The organism is Collinsella sp. An268, assembly GCF_002159765.1.
GTDB lineage: Bacteria > Actinomycetota > Coriobacteriia > Coriobacteriales > Coriobacteriaceae > Coprousia.
Genome location: NZ_NFJH01000005.1, coordinates 113,719 through 133,875, shown reverse-complemented (window position 1 = coordinate 133,875; position 20,157 = coordinate 113,719). Strand labels below are relative to the sequence as shown.

Here is a 20,157-nt window from a genome sequence, read left to right as displayed (position 1 = left end):
TTGTCGTACGAAAGGGGCCCTATGCCTACAGAAACGGTTGCGATCAAGATCGCCTCGCTCGTGCTCGAAGACGAGCCGCGCGCCTACGAGGCCCCTTCGCTCTATGTGCATGCCACCGCGCCCGTAGTCCCAGTCAAGACGCACGAGGGCGTCATGCCCGAGGCGTGGGCGCTCAACGGCAGCGGCACCTTTGATTTCACGACCTTTATGAACGGGCTCTCGGTTATGAAGTGGCGGCGCTACACCGTGGCCCGTCGGTTTGTGCTGCGCCTTACCTATAAAGGTGCCGCCGCGAGCATCTGGCAGACAAGGGCGGACTCCTTCGCCTGGAAGCCGGAGGTTATGGAGGATACGCGCCGGTCGCTGCCTGCCTCAAGCGTGGTGGGGATTCTGGATGCCTACCCTCATTCTGGCCCGATGAGCGCGAGGTCCCATCGCGATACCGGGTGGAAATACACGCGGTGAGCCTGAGGCCGGTTCTGCCTGTGGCGCCGGTGCGTCGCACGGAGATGCGCGAGGGACGGCGGATCAAGGCGCCCGCCGCACGTTTTGGGGAAGAGTTGGTCTGGGCGGGCGCCGGTGCCGTATCGGCGCGGGGGCGGGGAAGGAAGAAGTGCGCCGCGCCGACACCGCTATCGTGCGGGCGCTACCTTACGCGAACCTCAAGCGCCGTCCCCTCCATGCGCTCTGCATATCGTGCGGGCGCGCGTATGGTGCGCGCCCGCCTGGGTACCACCTTGTAGTATCATCAGTTACTCGCGGGGCAGCATTTTGCCCCTCGCCCCTCCGTTTGAAAGGAGCCCTTACGTGGCTGTTAACGAAGAACTCCTGGTCAAGGTTCTCGACCAGATTCGTCCTAACCTGCAGGCCGATGGCGGCGACATGGTGTACCACGGCGTGGATGACGACGGTGTGGTCTCGCTCGAGCTCACCGGCCACTGCGCCGGCTGCCCCATGAGCCAGCTCACCCTCTCGATGGGTATCGAGCGCGTGCTCAAGGAGAACGTGCCCGGCGTGACGCGCGTCGTCGCAGTGAACGACCTTGCGGGCGGCGCGAACGGCATGGCCGACCTCTACGACGAGTACGCGCCGTTCTAAGGTCCTCCCGTGCTCAATGATCTCTATCAGATGCTGGACCCCGTCGCGTTCTCGGCGGGGCCCATCACCATTTACTGGTACGGCCTCGCCTACGTGGTGGGGACGTTTCTCACCGCGGTGGTCATGTGGCGCACGCAGCGCCGTTGGGGGCTGTCAATCTCGGCGGATGACCTGTCGATGGTCGTCTTCGGCGTGTTCTTCGGCCTCGTTGTGGGTGCGCGTCTCTTTTACGTCATCTTCTACGGCGACGGCTATTATTGGACGCACCCGCTCGAGATCATCATGACCAACCACGGCGGCATGAGCTTCCACGGGGGGCTGGTGGGCGGTATCTTGGGCGGCGTCATCGCCTGCCGTGCGATGAAGCTTTCCGCCTGGACCATCGCCGACCTCGCCGTCATCGGTGCGCCCATCGCGCTCGCACTGGGACGCTGCGCCAACTTTGTCAACGGCGAGCTGTGGGGCAAGCCCACGGACCTGCCGTGGGGCGTGGTGTTTGGCGGAGCGGCGGGCGAGGTGCCCCGTCACCCGAGCCAGCTCTACGAGGCGGCCCTCGAGGGCGTGGTCCTCTTTTTGGTGCTCTATCTCTTGAGCCGCAAGAAGCCGACGCTGCCGCAGGGGACGTTCCTCGGCATCTTTCTCATAGGGTACGGTGCCGCGCGCATCTTGGTCGAATTTGTGCGCGTACCCGATGCGCAGCTCGGGTACCTGTTGGGCGGTGTCATCACCATGGGGCAGCTTTTGAGCTTGCCGCTCGTGGTCGCGGGCGTCGCCGTGCTGATCGTCGCGCTGCGCCTCAAACGCCAGCAGCGCGATTACGTGGGGTGACGTACCGATACCTGCGGCACCGGTCCCCTTGGGAACAGGGGCTGGATATACGAATAGATACGGGGACGGGGCACGCTGGCTGTCTTGTGCGGAATGCGCGGCAGCCTCCGTGCCCCGTCCCCTATACGGCGCGCGCGGCAGGCGGGCGTGCGCGCCGTATGTTCCGAGCATCCTTACGAGAACAGGCGGCGCAGCTCGTCGGTGCTGCCGTCGGTGGTGAAGAGCACGGCCTCGTCGCCCGGGGCGAGCGCCGTGTCGCCGTTGGGGACGGCAAGCGTGCCCTCGTGGTCGATACCCACCACGATGGTCTCCGCGGGGAAGGCGATGTCGCGCAGGGCGCGCCCTGCCACGCGCGCGCCGGAGGCAACCGTCACCTGCACGATGCGGTGGTCGTCACGCCCGAGGCGCATGAGCGTGTAGACATCGCGGGCGTTCATGCCCTCCATGATGAAGCGCGCGGTGATCTCTGCCTGGTTCACGCCCACATCCACGCCGTTTGCCGGGGTGAACATCCAGGCGTTGGCGGGGCTGTTGACACGGGCGACGACGCGCGGGACAGAGAATTCCATCTTGGCGAGCAGTGAGACCACGAGATTGACCTCGTCTTCGCCCGTGACGGCGGCGACGGCGTCCACCATATGGACGCCGGCGCGCTCGAGGACGCGCGGGTCGGCGCCGGAGCCTTCGATGACGGTGGCGGCGGGGCAGGCGGTGCGCACGCGCTGCGCTGCCTCGGGGCGGTTCTCGATAACGGTGACGGCGGCGCCGTCGTCGGTAAGGCGTGCGGCCAGGTGCGAACCGGTCTTGCCGCCGCCCACGATGATGATCTGCATGATGCGTCCTCCTTATGCGGCGATGCCGAACATCTGCTTGAACTTGCGCGCGGCGCTCGTGGCGACGGCGGCGTAGACGATGTCGCCGTCGGAGAGCACGGTGCCCTGCGTGGGGATAAACGTCTCGTTGTCACGGGAAACGCTCACGATCTGCACCTCGCCGAGTGCGGTGAGCTCGCGCACCGTGGTGCCGTCGAGCAGCGCCGGTACGTCGGCGCGCACCAAGACCACGTCGCCAGAGCCCACCTCGTACACGTTGTCGAGGTGGTGGTAGGTGAGAAGCTCGGCGGTGCGGGCGATGCCCCAGGCGTTGGGGGATATCGTCTGGATGTTGAGGCGGCGGTAGGTGTCCGCCTTGGAAAGGTCGTGCAGGCGCGCGATGACGCGGGGCACGCGGAAGGTCGAGCGGGCAACATGGGCGACCACGATGTTGGCTTCGTCGGACCCCATGCACGAGACGACGGCGTCCGTGCGCTCGATGCCGGCGCGCTCGAGCACGGTGCGGTCAAAGCCCACACCGCATACGCGCCTGCCGGGAAAATCGGTGCCGAGGGCGTCGAGCGAGGCCTGGTTTTGGTCGACGGCGGTTACGGCGAATCCCTGATGGATGAGGCGCTGGGCAAGGCCCGTGCCCATAAAGCCGATGCCTACGATGATGACGTTCATAAGGGTCTCCTCCCTATAGACGGGGCTTAACGGCGGGCGCGCCGGCGAAGCCATGCCTTGCGCGCCTCCTCGATGACAAAGACGACGGGCGGGATGCAGCAGAGGAACGCGTAATCCTGCCAACCGAGCGGCGCGGTGTGGAACACGGCCTGAAGCGGCGGGAACATCGTGAGGAATACGATGAGCGCCACCTCGAACACGATGCCGACCAAGATGCGGCGGTTGGAGAACAGGCCGATCTTGAGGACGGACGTGCGCTCCGTGCGGCAATTCATGACCTGCCCGATCTGTGCGAAGACGATGCCCGCAAGCGTCATGGTCGTCGCTTGGATGTAGACGGGGTCGGTGTCATCGCCCACACCGAAGAGGGGCATGCCGGGCACCCAGCCGTTCAGCAGGTTCACCACGAGGTAGCCCGCCATCGCAGCGATCGATGCCATAAGGCCGTACCAGAGGAATGCCTTTACCAGCACATGGCGGTTGAGCAGGCGCTCGTGGGGATCGCGCGGGGGCTGGTCCATGATGGCGTCCTCGGGAGGCTCGGTGCCGAGGCCGAGGGCGGGCAGCATATCGGTGCCGAGGTCGATCGTAAGAATCTGCATCGTGGTGAGCGGCAGCGGCACGGCGCCGCCGGAGAGCAGGTACACGGCTGACGGCACGGCCTCAGGTGCATTGGAGTTCAGGATGTAGAGAAGGAACTTGCGGATGTTGCTGTAGACGGCGCGCCCCTCCTCGATGGCGGCGACGATGGAGGCGAAGTTGTCGTCGGTGAGGATCATGTCCGCCGCCTCCTTCGCCACGTCGGTGCCCGTGATGCCCATGGCGACGCCGATGTCGGCTTTCTTGAGTGCCGGCGCGTCGTTCACGCCGTCGCCGGTCACGGCCACGATCTCGCCCATTTCCTGAAGGGCCGTCACCACACGGAGCTTTTGCTCGGGCGCCATGCGGGCGAATACCACCTGCCCGGCAAGACGGCGCTTGAGTTCTTCGTCGTCCATATGCGCGAGCTCAAAGCCCGAGATGACCGAGACGTCGTCTCCCTCTACAATCTTGAGTCGCCGGGCGATACTTGCGGCGGTGAGGCCGTAGTCGCCGGTAATCATGACGATGCGGATGCCCGCGCGGCGGCACTCTGCCACGGCTGCCGCCACCTCCGGGCGCGGAGGGTCCATCATGACCTCGAGTCCCACGAAGGTGAGGTTGCGCTCGATGGTGTCGGGATCGTAGTCGCTCAAGCTCGCCGGGATGTCGGCATCGGCGTCGATGCCATCGAGCGGGCGGTACGCTACGGCAAGCACGCGCAGGCCGTCGGCCGCATAGGTGTCGTTTGCCGCCATGATGCGCGTGCGCGTCGCCTCGTCGAGCTCGACGGTTTTGCCGTTTCGGCGCACCTTGGTGGAAAGCCGGACGACCTCATTGGGGGCGCCTTTCACAAACGCCAGGCGTCGGGCCCCGTCGACGGGGTGTTCGAGGGCATGCACCGTCGTCATGCGCTTGCGCCGGCTCTCAAAGGGGAGCTCCTTGATGCGCGGCATGCGTTTTTCGAGCTCGGCGCGGTCGATACCGCCTTTCGCTGCGGAGACGATGAGGCACGCCTCCGTCGGGTCGCCGTAGACCTCCCAGCGGCCGCCCTCGGTCTCGGGTGCGGCGAGGCGCGCGTTACCGCAGAGAAGTCCCCCTTCTAGCAGAAGCTCGAGGTCGGCGTCGTCAACGGCGCGCCAGCTGCGCCCCTCAGCCTCGATGGTGCCTTGCGGCTCGTAGCCGACGCCGCTGATCTCGTATTCGCGCGTTGCGGTCCACAAGTGGTTCACGGTCATCTCGTTTTGCGTGAGCGTGCCCGTCTTGTCGGTGCAGATAACGCTGGTGGAGCCGAGCGCCTCGACGGAGTCGAGCTTCTTGACGAGGGCGTTTCTCGTACTCATGCGTTGCACTGCCATAGCGAGCGATAGCGTCACCGTGGGCAGGAGCCCCTCAGGAATAAAGGCGACGACCATGCCGAGCGCAAAGATGAACGAGCTCGCAAACGGCTCTTTCACCACCAGCATGCTCAGCAGGAAAAACGCGATGCCCATGCACATGGCGAAGACGGTGACCTGTTTGGTCAGGCGATTCAGCTCGCGCGTGAGCGGGCTCTCGGCGGCCTCCATGTTCTGCGTCAGGCTGGCGATCTTGCCAAACTCGGTCGCCATGCCGATGCGAAAGACCACGGCGCGCCCGTTGCCCTCCGACACGCTCGTACCGGCGAAGACGAGGTTGGGGATCTCGGCTGCGGAGAGCCCCTCTTCGAGCACGGCATCGGCCGTCTTGCGCGACGGGGTGGACTCGCCGTTTAGCGTCGACTGGTTTACCTGCAGGTCAGAGCTCTGAATGACGCGCGCGTCAGCCGAGATCTTGTCTCCCTCGGCGAGAAGCATCACATCGCCGGGGACAAGATCCTCAGCGAGGATTTTTTGCTCCTGCCCATCGCGGATGACGGTGGCGTAGGCGGGGAGCATCTTCTTTAAGGCCTCGGTCGCTTGGCTCGCGCGATGCTCCTGCCAGAAGCTGAAGACGCCGTTGATGATGTTTACCAGCCATACGGCGACACCGAGCTCGGGCATGCCGGCCAAAAAGGCGATGGAGCCGGCGACCCAAAGCAGGACGGCCATAAGGTGCGTAAAGTTTGAGAGGAACGCTAAAAGAGGCGATCGCTTCTTCGCGCTCTCGATGAGGTTCTTGCCCGCCGTTTGCTGGCGCGAGCCGGCCTCTTCGGACGCGAGGCCTTCACGGCTTGAACCGAGTTCCGATAGTACCTGGTCGATTGTCTGTTTGCGGATGGAATCGAGCGGGTCGGCGTCCTCGCGCCTGCTATCCCGCTCTGCCGCGCCCTCCCTTGGCGCGGTGGACGCATCGCGATACACGGGCTGCGATGCGCCGAAGCGGCTTCCCATGAAACCTCTCCTCTCCCCATGCCGGCGGTCTCTCCGCACGGCGAGAAAAAAAGAAACTACACGGCCGCGACCTCGCCTCCGGATGCGTTGGGTCGCGATGACGCGGTATCCTAGGCGATGGTCAACCCGCATGCAAGTGTCAATCACAATGATGTTTGATGCTATATAACTGCGGTTTTGACAAAAAGCACTAATGTATATAACGGGAGATGGCACCCAAATTTTTTTCGGTGAACGGCGCGATCTCGCGCTCCGCGCGAAGCGGGTGGCAACGCGGCCCCGCCGCCGGCGGGCGGCCTCGCACGTCCGCCTCGGATCTCTTTGCATATTGCGTGGCAGCGCGCGCCGGGACTGTACCGGTGCGCGCAAACGGTATATCATGCTAAAGTTCATGCTCAAATGGGCCAGCTCGGCACCTCAGCGCCCCGTGGCCGCAAATACATAGAAGGAGTCTTGCATGTCCGGACATTCTAAATGGGCAACCACCAAGCATCGCAAGGGCGCTCAGGACGCCAAGCGCTCGGCCCTCTTCTCCAAGCTCTCCCGTAACATCACCGTTGCGGCCCGCCTGGGCAACGACCCCAATCCCGATAACAACGCGTCGCTCGCCGCCGCCGTCGCCAAGGCGAAGGCCCAGTCGATGCCCAAGGACAAGATCAAGTCTGCCATCGACAAGGCGTTTGGCGCCGGTGCCGACGCGGCCGTGTACGAGAACATCGTCTACGAGGGCTACGGCCCCGCGGGCGTGGCGGTCTACGTCGAGTGCCTGACCGACAACCGCAACCGCACCGCGGCTGACGTGCGCTCCGCCTTCAGCCACTCGGGCGGCAACCTCGGCACCACCGGCTCCGTGGCGTTCCAGTTCGAGCGCAAGGGCCAGGTCGTCGTCGCCAAGCAGATCGTCGACCCCAACGACAAGAAGGAGAACCTCATGGCCAACGGCGCTGCCGGCGATGAGGAGGAGTTCATGATGGCGGTCGCCGAGGCGGGCGGCGAGGATTACGAGGATGCCGGCGAGGAGTGGATCGTCTGGACCAATCCCGGCGACCTCATGGCCGTCTCCAAGGGCCTTGAGGAGCAGGGCGTCGAGGTCAAGGGCTCCGAGCTCACCATGGTGCCGACGACCCCGACCGCCGTTTCCGCCGCCGACGCCAAGAAGGTGCAGCGTCTGATTGACCGTCTCGAGGAGCTCGACGACGTCCAGGACGTCTACAGCACGATGGATATGACCGACGAGGTCATCGCCGCCCTCGAGGAGGAGTAGGCGCTCCCGCGCACCGCATAGGGCAAACTGCATGGAGCCGGGCCTGTGGCGCACTGCCGCGGGCCCGGCTCGCGTATAATCAGACCGTATCGCCCGGCAGGGCGAGCACAAGACCTGCAACAGATGAGGAGGTGTGCCCGTGCGCGTCATCAAAAAGATAGGCGCCCTGCTGTATCTGCTCGCCGCCATCGTGGTGCTGGGTCTGGTGACGGGGCTCACCTACGGGCCGTTCACTGCGCGCTTCGAGCGGCTTCTCGACAACGCAGCCGTGCAGGTCGTGCTGGCCGTCTGCTTGGTCGCCCTCGCCCTCGGTGCCCTCATCACGGTGCTCGCCATCTTCTTGGCGCGGCGCGAGCCCGTCTGTCTCCATCCCGGCGGTAACCCAGATATCGAGGTGAGCATCGCCGCCCTCAAGGCGACGGCGACGACGGCGGCGGAGCGCGAGGGCGTGCTGGTCGAGTCGGTGACCGGCCGCATCTTCGGGCGCGACCACGATCAGGTGCGTTTCACCGTTGAGGCCATCGCGTTGACGGACGAGGAGCTCGCCCCTCTTGCCAAGCGCGTGCAGGACGCTATCGAGCGGGCGTGCGAGAAGACGCTCGGCACCCCGGGCGTGACGGCGCTCGTGCGCTTTCTTCCCGCTAAAACCACGGTTGTGACCAAGGAGGTTTCTCGTGAGCGATAAGGATGACGCGCGCCAGGCGCGCATACCCCGGCTCTCTATCGAGACCGACGCTCCCGGCGACGAACATACCGATGAGGCTGCGGCGGCATCCCGCTGGGAGGCAGCCGGCGACGCGGTGCGCGATGCGGTGGCCTCCGAGGATTTTCGCGATGCCGTCGGCTTTGTGAAGGGGTTCGGCGAGGCTGCCTGGGTGTACGCCAAGCGGCATCCCTTCACCGTGGCATATGGCTTCGCGGGCCTTGTGCTCGCCATCCTCATCCTGACCATCGGTTTGTGGGACACCATCGTCATCGCGGTCTTTGTGATTGTCGGTGCGGTGATTGGCCAGATTCGTGATGGGGATAATGGCATCGTCAACTTCTTTTCGCGCCTGTTTGGCCGGGGGAGGTAGCGCGCGCCGCGCGGTGCGGCGGTAAGGTAGGTTCATGCGGCCCTGTGGCCGGTAACGCGAGAGGGGTACCTCATGGCGCAGGAGAAAGAGCTTCAGGCAAGCATTGAGACGACGGGCGAGGCCGCGGCAGAGGATAAGGACGTCCTCGCGGAGGCGGCGCCGGATGTAGCCGGCGAGGAGCCGGCGGGCGACGATGCGGCTCCAGAGGACGTTGCCGCAGATGATGCCGCCGACGACGCCGAGGATGAGGAGTACGAGGACACCGAGGACTCCCTCACCTACTCAAACGGTGTGATCGAGAAGATCGTCGCCATGGCGACGCGCGAGGTGCCGCACGTACTCGGCATGAAGGGGAATCTCATTCACTTTGTGCAGGAGACGCTCGGCGCCAAGGACCTTACCAAGGGCGTCACCGTCGAGGTGACCGATGACAACCGCGTTATCGTCAACATCTCCGTCATCATCGAGTACGGCTGCTACGCGCCGGCGATTTTCGAGGACGTGAAGGAGCGCGTGACCGAGCGCTTGGCAGCCATGACGGGCCTCGAGGTGGCGGGTATCAACCTGCGCATCGAGGACGTTGTGACGCTCGAGGCCTACAACGCGAGCAAGAAGCAGGCGGAGGCGGCGCGCGAGAACGCGGCCTAACCTATTCTGACGGCACGTCTGCCGAAGGCATGCGACGGGCGCCCACCTAGATGCGGTGGGCGCCCGTTTTGCGTCGCGGGAGGGGTGCTGCGGTGCGCTGCGGCGTAACCAACCGATAACATTTGCGGGTTGCACTCGGCTTGTCTCACTGTTACCCTAAACACCATGATTACGACTTCCGCACATATCACGATGATGATGGTCATGCAGATGCCCTCGCCCGGGCACTTTGTCATGCCGCGCGATAGCCGCGTGCAGGGAAAGACCGGGCGCCTTCGTTAAACAGTCTCCGGCGGGAGGCTGTTCGCCTGTTTGAGACCACCTCATCGAGCGGAGTTTCCCCGTGATTGAAATCAAACACCTGACCAAGACGTATGAGAGCGCTGCCGGTACGGCCCATGCGCTCGATGACGTCTCGCTGACCATCGCCGACGGCGACATCATGGGCATCATCGGCATGAGCGGTGCCGGCAAGTCGACGCTCGTGCGCTGCATCAACCTGCTCGAGCAGCCCACGTCGGGCAGCATCGTCGTCGATGGGCAGGATGTCACCGGTCTTACCGGGGCGGCGCTGCGCACGTATCGCCGCCGCGTGGCCATGATCTTCCAGAACTTCGGCCTGCTCTCGCAAAAGACCGTGCTCGCCAACGTGTGCTTCCCGTATAAGGCGGCGACGGGCAAGGTGACGGCCGCCAACCGTGAGCGCGCTCTCGAGCTGCTCGACATGGTCGGTCTCAAAGACAAGGCATCGTCCTATCCGTCTCAGCTCTCCGGCGGGCAGCAGCAGCGCGTCGCCATCGCCCGCGCGCTCGCGTGCGATCCCGAGTACATCCTCTGCGACGAGGCGACGAGCGCCCTCGACCCGGCGAGCACGAATACCATCTTAAAGCTCCTGCGCGACATCAACCGGCAGACGGGCGTCACGATCATCGTCATCACCCACTCCATGGGCGTGGTCGAGAAGATCTGCCGCAACGTTGCTGTTGTCGAGCACGGTCGCGTGGTGGAGCAGGGGAGCGTGGCGGATGTCTTCGCCAACCCCCGTTCGCATGCGGCGCAGGTGCTGCTCGAAAGGGTTGATTGGGATGCTTGATACCGTAGGTGCCTTTATCGCCGAGTACGGCGAGCTTCTGCTCGAGGGCACGGGCTCGACCATCGTCATGGTGCTCGTCCCGACGGCCATCTCCTATATCATCGGCCTCGCCTTGGGCGTGGTGCTCTATCTCACCGCCCCGGGGTCGCTGCGTCCGCTGCCGGTGCTTAACGCGGTGCTCGGTTGGGTGGTCAACATCCTCCGCTCGTTCCCGTTCATCGTGCTCATGGTGTTCATCATCCCGTTCACGCGCCTCATCATGGGGACGGGTTCGGGTATTCTCGGCACCATCCCGCCGCTCGTGCTCTCGGCTTCGCCCTTCATCGCCCGCATGATCGAGCAGTCGCTCGCAGAGGTCCCGCGCGAGAGCGTGGAGGCCGTCGAGGCCTGCGGTGCCTCCGTACCGCGCATCGTGTTCTCGGCGCTGTTGCCCGAGGCGCTGCCCTCCATCGTCCGCGGCGTGGCCGTCGTCCTCATCTCCGTCCTCGGCTACACGGCCATCGCCGGTGCCGTCGGCGCGGGCGGTCTGGGCGATATCGCCATCCGCTACGGGTACTATCGCTACCAGTCCGATGTCATGCTCGCCGCCGTCATCATCCTGGTGGTGCTCGTCCAGATCATCCAGAGCGCGTGCGATATCCTCGCGCGCAAGGTGGACCATCGCTCCGCGCGCTCCTGAGCATCCCCGACCGGTCGTACCGTCCGGTCTGCCACAACGTAGAGCCATCGCTTTTCTTGAAAGGAATCATCATGCAGAACTTCTCGCTTTCCCGCCGCTCCCTCTTCGCCTCCGCGGCGGTGCTCGCCGCCTCGACGCTCGCCGGTTGCGGCGGCCAGGCCGCGCACGAGCACGGCACCATCAAGATCGGTGCCTCGCCGAGCCCGCACGCCGAGATCCTGACCGACTTCGTCGCGCCGCGTCTTGAGGAGCAGGGCATCACGCTCGAGGTGACGGAGTACACCGACTACATCAAGCCCAACCAGGACGTTACGTCCGGCGACCTGGATGCCAACTACTTCCAGCACATCAACTACCTCAACAACTACAACGCCGAGAACGGCACCGACCTCGTCAACGCCGGCAAGATCCACTTCGAGCCGATGGGCGTCTTCGCGGGGCGCTCGACGGACCTCGCCGCGATTGCCGACGGCGCCACCATCTCCATCCCCAACGACCCCACCAACGAGGGCCGCGCGTTGCTGCTTCTGCAGGAGCAGGGTGTGATCACGCTCTCCGATGACGCCGGGCTCGAGGCGACCCCCAACGATATCGTGGACAACCCGCACAACATCCAGTTCTCCGAGCAGGAGGCGGCCATGCTCCCCTCCACGCTCGCCGACGTCGACTTTGCCGTCATCAACGGCAACTACGCCATCGACGCGGGCCTTTCGCTTGCCGATGCCGTGGCGCAGGAGAGCGCTGATTCCGCGGTCATCGCCGAGGAGTACGCGAACGTCATCTGCACCCGTCCCGAGCTCGAGGACGACGAGTGCATCGCGGCGCTCGTCCAGGTGCTCCAGACCGAGGACTTCAAGGCCTACCTCGAGGAGACGTTTGGCGACTCCGTGCAGGCGGCGTTCTAAGGTGGCGCGCGACCGGCTGGACACCATCCGCATCGTCAAGGGCGCTTAGCGTGCCAAACGGGGCGGCGACGGGTTCGATCCCGTCGCCGCCCCGCTGCTATGCGCGCTGGTGCCCTGCGCGGCCGGATGTAAAACGGACGCTATGCGTCGATGTCATCGTCCTCAGCCAGGGCTTGGGCGAGGTCGTCTCCCGCGGTTGCCTGCGGGGTGCGGTGCCGTAGGGCGAGCAGGCCGGCGCTGAGGGTCGTTGCGCCCAAAAGGCTCGCGATACCGCCGGCCAGAAGCGAGGCGTCACCGGTGGAGGGAAGCTTGGACGAGGGCTTCTTCGAGCCGGTGTTGCCGCCGTTGGCGCTGCCGCCGTTGCCGCCGGTCTGACCGCCGGTGCCGGTGTTGCCGCCGTTGGCGCTGCCGGTGTTGCCGCCGCCGGTGTTGCCGCCGTCACCCGCGCCGGTGTTGCCTCCGTCGCCTGTGCCCGTGCCGCCGCTGGAGGCCTTTACGAGGTTGGCCTTGGCGCTCTCGAGTGCGTTCAGTGCGGCGTCGACCTCCTCCTGCGAGGATGCCGTATCGTCGAGCACCGCCTTGGCCTCAGCGAGCGCGGTTGCAAACGCCTGCCACGAGGCGGCCGTCCAATCGCTCTCGACAAGCTGGGCCGACGCGTCCACGGCCTCGGCAAGTGCCGTCTTGTCGACGGGCTCGGGTGCGTTGGGGTCGAGCGGGAAGCCCGCTGCCAGCTGGGCGATCTCCTCGCGCGAGGGGGCTTTGGCGAGAATGGCCGCACGGGCGATCTTGGAACCGGGCTGGGTGAAGATCTGCGCCCCGCCGCCGGTGTAGACGTCTGCGCCCACATAGTAGTTGCGGCAGTTCGCGGGCGGCACCTCAAGACCGCCCTGGGCCTCGAGCTCCTCGCACAGCTTGCCGTCGATATACAGGCGCACCTTGCCGCAGGCATAGACGCCGATGGCGTGGTGCCAGACGTCGGCGCTCACGGCGCCGGCGGGCTTGGGTGTGCCTGAGCCGTTGGAATTGAACCAGAAGGCCATCTTGCCGTGGGTGTCGCCGTCCCCAGCGATCTCCAGACCGTCGCCCGAGTTCTGCTGATTGGAGATGAAGCACTGGTCGGTATCGAGGTCGTGAGCCATGAACACGCACTCGAGGGCGTGCTCGTTGCCCAGGTAGGTGTAGTCGTCCTCGGTAAACGCAAAGCCAAAGGCGCTCACGCCGTCGCAGGCAAAGACGTTCTGGCCGAGCTTCTCGTCAAAGACGAGGGACGCGGTGGCGGCGAGCTCGGGGTGCACAGCGGCGTGGCCGGCGGCGTCCTCCACATCGGCGCCGGTCTCGCATGCGGCAAAATCGACGTCGAGGAGTTTCGCCGGTGCCGGGGCGAGCTTGCTCGCGGCGAAGGCGGTTGATACCTGCCCCGCCGTCATGGCATAGGGGAAGAGACGGGCAAAGGCGACGCGCGTGCCCGCTGCGGCGCAGATCTCGGGCGTGTTGGACGTGCTCACGTCAGAGCAGACGTAATAGCGGTTGGGGCTCGGCACGGTCATGGTGCCGGCGCTCTCTTGGGCGACCTGCTCGCCGTTGACGTAGAGCGTGACGTTGGTGCCGTCGTAGGTGGCGATGGCGTGCACCCACGTGCCGGTCTCGACGGGGGCGCCGATGATGTGGCGCGCCTGGTCGTTGTACCAGAACTCAATCTGGCCGTTCTCCACCTCAAAGCCCGCGCCTGCGGATTGCTGGTTTGAGAAGAGGCACTGGTCGGTCTGGTTGTCGACGAGCTTGAAGAGGCACTCGTGCGTCGAGGCGCCCACAAAAGCCTCGTAATCGGTGCCCTCAAGCTGGTAGCCCCAACCGGCATGCCCGTCTGCCTCCAGCACCGTATAGCCGAGCTCCTCGTCCGAGACGACGGCGGGGCCGGCCTCAAAGGTGGCGGTATGACCCATGGTGTCCTCGTTCGAGCCGGTACGGTAGTCGATATCGAGGATCGCGCGCGGGCTCGCAGGCTGGGCGGCGGTGGTAAAGGGCGCGGAAACGAGTGCGACCGAGGTGGAGTTCGCTGCGGGGCCCGCGCTGTCGGCCCAGGTGCCGGCGCCCTCGGAGCCCACCTCCTTGTTCCAGGAGGTCTGCGCGTACACGGAGAGCGTGTAGGTCGTCTCGGCGGAAAGGCCGTTTATGAGCACGTCCCACGTGTTGCGGATGTAGGTGGCCGGACGGTAGTAGTCGTTAAAGATGCGCTTCGTCACGCTCGAGCCGTCATCGGCGGTGGCGACGAGTTTGTATTCGTGCACCATGTCGTCGCCCCGGTCGGAGCCGGGCTGTGCAGTGGGGAAGTGCACCTTGGCAGAGGTGTGGGCGACCTCGTCCACCGTCACGGCCGCGTCGGCGGGCCATACGGGCGCGGCGGTCGAGGTGCGGGCGGAGGTGTACGCCTGCATGTCGGTGGGGTCGATGATCCACGGCTCGTACAGGTAGACGACGCCCTTGCCCTCGGTCTCGGCCTTGGCGCGCACGAGCGAGATGCGGTAGGCCTTGACGGTGTCGTTCTCCATGAAGTCGAGGATCACGGCCTGCGAAGCCTCCGGGCGGAAGCTGCCCGGCGTGTAGATCTCCGCCGACTGCGGCGGAACCGAGGCGCCGTTGCCGCTCTCGGGGTCGACCTTACCCGTCTCGTTCTCGTAATACGCGCCGATGGTGGCGTCCTGGATGGCGGTAAAGCCGAGGTCCTGGCTGATGGAGCGCTCGTCCTCAAGCGTGGCGTGGCTGTGGCCCGAGACCTGGATGAGGTTGGGGTACCTGGCCATGAGCTCCTGGAAGTCGCTCTCCTCACCCTGGCCAAAGTTGCCGTGCCATTCGGGCGAGGTGTAGCTGGAGCCGCGCATCTGGTGATGCGTGAGAACGAGGAAGGGCTCGGTGGTGTTGTCCACCTGCGTTGCGAGCTGCTCGGCAAACCAATCGAAGTGCGGGCGGTAGTCGCCGTCGCCGGAGCCGTTTTCCGCAGGCCCCATGGTAATCACCGTGACGCCGTTGACGTCGACCACCCTGGTAGCCTCCTGCCCGGTGTACAGCTTGAAGCGCTCGGGGGCGGCCGCCACGCCGGGGTCGTACGTCTCGTGGTTGCCCTGGCAGAGGATCATCTGGGTGCGGCCCGTTCCGTTGGCATAGCCTGTGTTGTGCGCGCCGTCGTTGATGAGCGACATGAGGCGCGTGTACTGGCCTTTGTTGCCGTTGTCGGTAAGGTCGCCCACCAGGCAGAACGCGTCGAGCTCGGGGTCGAGTGCGTAAGCCGTATCGAAGGCAAACTGCAGCTTCTTGTCCGCATCGCGCGGCTCGGCGCCCGTGTTGTTGTTGATATGCAGGTCGCTGCCGATGAAGAAGCGCGCCTTCACGCCGTCGCGCGACAGGCCCTGTCCGTCCGCGTAGGCAAAGACGGGGTCGACGGTGCCCGCTGCCGCAAGCCCCAGGCCCGCCGTCATCACGAGCTTGAGGAGACCGCGCCGCGACACGCCCTCATGAGCGAGGTGCTGTTCCATATACCACTCCTTGTCTGGTTGATCCGTTTACACGGCCATCCAGATTGTGCGAGACGGACGTCAAGGGGCAGGCGCGCGTGCGCCATCGTTTCGTCAACGATGGATGCTGCTTGTTAAGGGTTTTGCGGCATGCGTTATCGTTCGGTCAGCGGGCGTCATCTCGCGGTAAGGAAGTCCACGGCATATTGGCAGGCGAGCGCCGTGCCTCGGGCGAGCACCGACTCGTCGACGCGATAGAAGCACGAGTGCTGGGCAAACGTGGCGCCGACGGCGGGGTTGCGCACGCCCACAAACGCGAGCACGCCGGGCACGCGCTCGAGAAAGAGCGAGAAATCCTCGCCGGAGAGCGTGCCCCGGTAGCTGCCGACGGCCTCAGGGCCGAGCACGCGCTTGACGGCGCGGCGGCAGCGGGCGGCGGCGCGCTCGTCGTTTACCACGGCGGGGTGGGCGACGGTGTACTCGGTAAGCTCCGCCTCGGCGCCGAGCGCCGCGGCCGTGTGCACGCAGATGCGCTTGATGAGCTCGGGCATGGCGTCGTGCGTGCGCTTGCCGTAGGTGCGCACCGTGCCTGCGAGATAGGCCTCGCCGGCGATGACGTTGCGCGCGGTTCCCGCGTGGAGCTCCCCGATGGTGACGACGGCGGGCTCGAAGGGGGAGACGTCGCGGCTCACGATGGTCTGGAGCGCGTTGGCTATCTCGGCGGCGACCACCACGGCGTCGGCGCCGCGCTGCGGCATGGCGCCGTGGCAGGAGGTGCCGCGCACGTCGACGCGGAACCAATCGACGTTGGCCATGCGCGGGCCTGGCTCGCACGAGATGAGGCCGGCGTCGATCTCGCTCCATACGTGCATGGCAAAGGCGCCGTCGACACCGTCTGCCGCGCCGGCGTCGATCATCGACGCCGCGCCCCGGCCGTTTTCCTCCGAGGGTTGGAAGACGGCGCGGATCTCGCCGTGGAGCGCGTCGGTCATCTGCGCGAGCACGCGGAGGGCGCCCAGAAGCATCGCGGTGTGGCAGTCGTGCCCGCAGGCGTGCATGACGCCGGGGTTCCGGCTGGCAAAAGGCTCTCCCGTCTTCTCGGTGACGGGCAGGGCGTCTATGTCGGCCCGCATGAGGAGGCGCCGCCGGGGAGCCCCGGACGCGTCGTAGGCGTCGGGGGCCGTCCCGCGGAGCGTGGCGATGAGCCCCGTCGCGGTGGGGCGCTCATAGGGGATGCCCATGCGGTCGAGCTCGGCGGCGATGGCCCGCGTGGTCTCGACCTCCTCGAGACTGAGCTCGGGGTGCGCGTGGAAGTGGCGGCGCAGCTCGATAATGTGGGGCTCGATGTCGTGTACCGCGCTTTGGATGCGCGCCGTCTCGTGCGTGTCCGCCATGGCGTCTCCTCTCGGTTGCGTATCGGCTCTATAGTACGTCAGGCGCCGGCACCGCACCCGCGGCGGTGTCCTGGCGCCGCGTCATCTCGTGGAAACAGACCTGCTACGGAATGGCAACGAGGTCGCCATCGGCAGGAAACCGTTTCGACCGTAAGTGTTCACCACCTGGAAGCGCGCCGGTTACGAAGGGGCAACCGCCCTGTAACACCGTCCTCGTATCTTAAATCGCGTCCGGATGGAGGCCAGAGGACGTGGCCGCCATCGCAGTCCCGATGGCACGGCGAATGCCGTGGGAGGAGGAACCGCCTATGCCTGCGTTGGAGGAACGGTTTGGCACGATGGTGTTTGGCGATGCGGCGCAGAAGCGCTATTTGCCCAAAGATGTATATAAGAAGCTGCATGCGACCGTAAACGAGGGAAAGCCGCTCGACCTTGATCTGGCGAACGCGGTCGCCCACGCCATGAAGGCCTGGGCCATCGAGCGCGGCGCGACGCATTACGCGCACTGGTTCCAGCCGCTCAGCTGCATCACCTCAGAGAAGCACGAGGCGTTCTTGGAGCCCATGGGAGACGGTACCGCCATCTCCCAGTTCAAGGGCAAGGAGCTCGTCCAGGGCGAGCCGGATGCGTCGAGCTTCCCCAACGGCGGGCTGCGCGCCACGTTCGAGGCGCGCGGCTACACCGCCTGGGATCCCACGTCGCCCGCCTTCATCAAGGACGAGGTGCTCTGCATCCCCACGGCGTTTTGCTCCTATACCGGTGAGGCGCTCGATAAGAAGACGCCGCTTTTGCGCTCCATGGCGGCAATCGACCGCGAGGCCAAGCGCGTGCTCGCCCTCTTTGGCAAGCACCCCAAGCGCGTGGTGCCGTCCGTCGGTAACGAGCAGGAGTACTTCCTCATCAAAGAGGAGGACTACGCGCGCCGCCCGGACCTTATTATCACGGGGCGCACGCTGTTTGGCGCGGCACCCTGCAAGGGCCAGGAGCTCGAGGAGCATTACTTCGGCGCCATTCGCCCCACCGTCAACAACTTCATGAAGGAGCTCGATGACGAGCTCTGGGCACTCGGCATCGCCGCCAAGACCAAGCACAACGAGGTCGCTCCCTGCCAGCACGAGCTCGCCCCCGTCTTTACCAACGCGAATCGCGCCGTGGACGAGAACCTCATCACCATGGAGGAGATGCGCATCATCGCGAGCCGGCACGGGCTCGTGTGCCTGCAGCACGAGAAGCCCTTCGAGGGCATCAACGGCTCGGGCAAGCACAACAACTGGTCGATTGCCACGGAGGATGCCAATCTGCTCGACCCGGGCGAGACGCCCGAGGAGAACCTGCAGTTCCTCGTCTTTCTCGCCTCGGTGATCGCGGCGGTGGACGAGTATCAGGACCTCTTGCGCGCAAGCGTCGCCACGTGCGGCAACGACCATCGCTTGGGTGCCAACGAGGCGCCGCCCGCCATCATCTCCATCTTCTTGGGCGACCTGCTTACCGAGTGCGTGCAGAAGATCGTCGACGGCAAGGCGAGCGTGCATGCCGCGCACGGCGTGCTCGACCTGGGTACGGATGTGCTGCCCAAGCTCCAGCAGGACAACTCCGACCGCAACCGCACGAGCCCGTTCGCCTTTACCGGCAACAAGTTCGAGTTCCGCATGCCGGGCTCTGCGGTCAACGTATCGGACGCCAACATGGTGCTCGACGCTGCCGTCGCCCATGAGCTCAAGCGCTTTGCCGATGCGATGGAGGGCGTCGCCGCATCGGACTTCGCCGAGCGCGCGCTTGCCTTCGTGCGCACGACGCTCACCGAGCATCAGCGCATCCTCTTTGGCGGCAATGGCTATGCGGAGGAGTGGCACGAGGAGGCGGCGCGCCGCGGCCTTGCCAACCTGCCGACGACGGCCGATGCGCTGCCCGCGCTGGTGAGCGAGAAGGCGCGCTCTCTCTTTGCGGAGATGGGCGTGCTCGATAAGGCCGAGGTGGAGAGCCGCTACGAGGTCAAACTCGAGAAGTACGCCAAGCGCATGAACATCGAGGCGCGCACCATGGAGCGCATGGCGCGCCGCACCTATCTGCCGCGCATCAGCGCCTACGCGACCAAGATCGCCAAGGGCATCGATACGGTTATGGGTGCAGGTGGGGTGAGCACGCTGAACTTCGAGCGCGACCTCCTGGAGAAGCTGCTCGAGGGCGTCACCACCATCAACGAGGCCATCCTCGCCCTGCGCGACGTCCATGCGCGTGCGCTCGAGACCGAGGGCTGGCAGGAGAAGGCGAACGTCTACGCCCACGAGGTCGCTCCCGCCATGGAGGCGCTGCGGGCTGCGGTGGACGCCATGGAGGACGTGGTCGCGCACGACTACTGGCCGGTGCCGACCTACGACGACATGCTGTTCTACGTGTAAGGTGCCTGGGCTCCCCTACGTTGCGTGAGTGTGAGCGAAACGGCGTGCGGCGATGAGGCCGCACGCCGTTTTTGTAAGGGTCCTCAACCCTGTGCCGCGCGCCCTTCGCGCGGCATGGAAATCCACCCGCTCAGCGGGTGGACCCCACCTTTGCTACGCAACAGGAAACCCCCCTCTAGCATGGTGATTGCTCGGGTCGCCGGCCCCGAGGGGAAGGTGGCTGCCGTGGCCCAGAAGGCCAACAGCCTCGCTCACACGAAGTGGCTCTGCAGGTACCACATCGTGTTCTCGCCAAAGTATAGGCGAAAGGCCATCTACAACGAGTACCGCAGGGACCCGGCGCAGATCTTTCGGGACCTGTGCCGCTGGAAGGGGGTCGAGATAATAGAGGGGCACCTGATGCCGGACCACGTGACATGCCGGCCGGCATCCCGCCCAAGATCAGCGTGTCGAGCTTCATGGGGTACCTGAGGGGGAAGAGCTCGCTCCTCATGTTCGACCGGCACGCGAACCTCAAGCACGAGTTCGGGAGCAGGAAGTTCTGGGCGGAGGGCCGCTGCGTCTCCACCGTCGGGCTCAACGGGGCGACGGCCGCGAAGTGCATAAGGGAGCAGGAGCGCGCCGACATCGCCCAGGACGGGCTGAGCGTCAAAGAGCACGGGGACCCCTTCGCGAGGGGGCCGCAGGGTAGGTGGGCGCGCCGCCGGTTCGGCCGGCCCGCCACGAGTCAAGGGGCTATCGGGCCTGAACGGAAGTTCAGGCCAGGGGCTTGAGCCCCTGGCCTGGGACCCTAGGGTTATACCCTAAGAGCAGACCACCCGCTTTGCGGGTGGTC

General features: G+C 65.6%; 16 protein-coding genes and 1 pseudogene. 12 read left to right on the top strand and 5 right to left on the bottom strand.

Going from position 1 to position 20,157, the window contains the following annotated elements; all coding sequences use genetic code 11:
• Positions 1-21: 21 nt before the first annotated feature.
• The 3 genes from B5F70_RS05750 (at position 22) to lgt (ending at position 1,926) form a co-directional block, all read left to right on the top strand.
• Entirely contained in the window at positions 22-465 is a 444-nt protein-coding gene (locus tag B5F70_RS05750) for a hypothetical protein (RefSeq protein WP_087204608.1), read from the top strand.
• 342 nt (positions 466-807) lie between these two features.
• Positions 808-1,098, top strand: a complete 291-nt coding sequence (locus B5F70_RS05745) for a NifU family protein (RefSeq protein WP_087204607.1) — start codon at positions 808-810, stop codon at positions 1,096-1,098.
• 9 nt (positions 1,099-1,107) lie between these two features.
• Entirely contained in the window at positions 1,108-1,926 is an 819-nt protein-coding gene (lgt, locus tag B5F70_RS05740) for a prolipoprotein diacylglyceryl transferase (protein WP_087204606.1), read from the top strand.
• Between the two features lie 173 nt (positions 1,927-2,099).
• Here lgt and B5F70_RS05735 read toward each other — a convergent pair whose 3' ends face one another.
• The 3 genes from B5F70_RS05735 to B5F70_RS05725 are packed head-to-tail and all read right to left on the bottom strand — an operon-like array spanning position 2,100 to position 6,355.
• A complete protein-coding gene (locus tag B5F70_RS05735; RefSeq protein ID WP_087204605.1) occupies positions 2,100-2,759 on the bottom strand; it encodes a TrkA family potassium uptake protein in 660 nt (219 codons plus the stop codon).
• Between the two features lie 12 nt (positions 2,760-2,771).
• The gene (locus tag B5F70_RS05730) at positions 2,772-3,425 is read right to left on the bottom strand and encodes a TrkA family potassium uptake protein (protein WP_087204604.1); all 654 of its coding nucleotides are present in this window, start codon (positions 3,423-3,425) and stop codon (positions 2,772-2,774) included.
• A gap of 26 nt (positions 3,426-3,451) precedes the next feature.
• Positions 3,452-6,355 (bottom strand): cation-transporting P-type ATPase, encoded by a 2,904-nt coding sequence (locus tag B5F70_RS05725; protein WP_087204603.1) that lies wholly within the window; start codon positions 6,353-6,355, stop codon positions 3,452-3,454.
• A gap of 457 nt (positions 6,356-6,812) precedes the next feature.
• On the opposite strand from B5F70_RS05725, the gene B5F70_RS05720 reads away from it, so the two are divergent.
• From B5F70_RS05720 to B5F70_RS05690, 7 genes are all read left to right on the top strand, one after another.
• Positions 6,813-7,619, top strand: a complete 807-nt coding sequence (locus B5F70_RS05720; RefSeq protein WP_087204602.1) for a YebC/PmpR family DNA-binding transcriptional regulator — start codon at positions 6,813-6,815, stop codon at positions 7,617-7,619.
• 139 nt (positions 7,620-7,758) lie between these two features.
• Positions 7,759-8,304: an alkaline shock response membrane anchor protein AmaP gene (gene amaP, locus B5F70_RS05715; RefSeq protein ID WP_143753929.1), complete on the top strand. Its 546-nt coding sequence runs from the start codon at positions 7,759-7,761 to the stop codon at positions 8,302-8,304.
• Positions 8,294-8,695 (top strand): DUF2273 domain-containing protein, encoded by a 402-nt coding sequence (locus B5F70_RS05710; protein ID WP_241145915.1) that lies wholly within the window; start codon positions 8,294-8,296, stop codon positions 8,693-8,695. Before amaP ends, B5F70_RS05710 begins: the two co-directional genes overlap by 11 nt.
• Before the next feature lie 72 nt (positions 8,696-8,767).
• A complete protein-coding gene (locus B5F70_RS05705) occupies positions 8,768-9,343 on the top strand; it encodes an Asp23/Gls24 family envelope stress response protein (RefSeq protein ID WP_087204600.1) in 576 nt (191 codons plus the stop codon).
• Positions 9,344-9,686: 343 nt separating this feature from the next.
• Positions 9,687-10,436 carry a methionine ABC transporter ATP-binding protein gene (locus tag B5F70_RS05700; RefSeq protein WP_087204599.1) on the top strand — a complete coding sequence of 250 codons (750 nt, stop codon included), beginning with the start codon at positions 9,687-9,689 and terminating at the stop codon, positions 10,434-10,436.
• Positions 10,429-11,115, top strand: coding sequence for a methionine ABC transporter permease (locus B5F70_RS05695; protein WP_087204598.1), 687 nt, complete (start codon positions 10,429-10,431; stop codon positions 11,113-11,115). The genes B5F70_RS05700 and B5F70_RS05695 overlap by 8 nt, the downstream gene beginning before the upstream one ends.
• 71 nt (positions 11,116-11,186) lie before the next feature.
• Positions 11,187-12,020, top strand: coding sequence for a MetQ/NlpA family ABC transporter substrate-binding protein (locus B5F70_RS05690; protein ID WP_087204597.1), 834 nt, complete (start codon positions 11,187-11,189; stop codon positions 12,018-12,020).
• Positions 12,021-12,160: 140 nt separating this feature from the next.
• On the opposite strand, the gene B5F70_RS05685 is transcribed toward B5F70_RS05690, so the two are convergent.
• Both B5F70_RS05685 and B5F70_RS05680 read right to left on the bottom strand, forming a co-directional pair.
• Complete coding sequence (locus B5F70_RS05685; protein ID WP_087204596.1) at positions 12,161-15,550, bottom strand: LamG-like jellyroll fold domain-containing protein; 3,390 nt, start codon at positions 15,548-15,550, stop codon at positions 12,161-12,163.
• Positions 15,551-15,705: 155 nt separating this feature from the next.
• Positions 15,706-16,923 carry an amidohydrolase gene (locus B5F70_RS05680; RefSeq protein ID WP_087204595.1) on the bottom strand — a complete coding sequence of 406 codons (1,218 nt, stop codon included), beginning with the start codon at positions 16,921-16,923 and terminating at the stop codon, positions 15,706-15,708.
• A 308-nt stretch (positions 16,924-17,231) separates the two neighbouring features.
• Here B5F70_RS05680 and B5F70_RS05675 point away from each other — a divergent pair, with 308 nt between their 5' ends.
• Positions 17,232-19,322 (top strand): glutamine synthetase III, encoded by a 2,091-nt coding sequence (locus B5F70_RS05675; RefSeq protein ID WP_087204594.1) that lies wholly within the window; start codon positions 17,232-17,234, stop codon positions 19,320-19,322.
• Between the two features lie 225 nt (positions 19,323-19,547).
• A pseudogene (gene tnpA, locus B5F70_RS05670) lies at positions 19,548-20,002 on the top strand (IS200/IS605 family transposase); the annotation flags it as partial.
• Positions 20,003-20,157 lie beyond the last annotated feature (155 nt).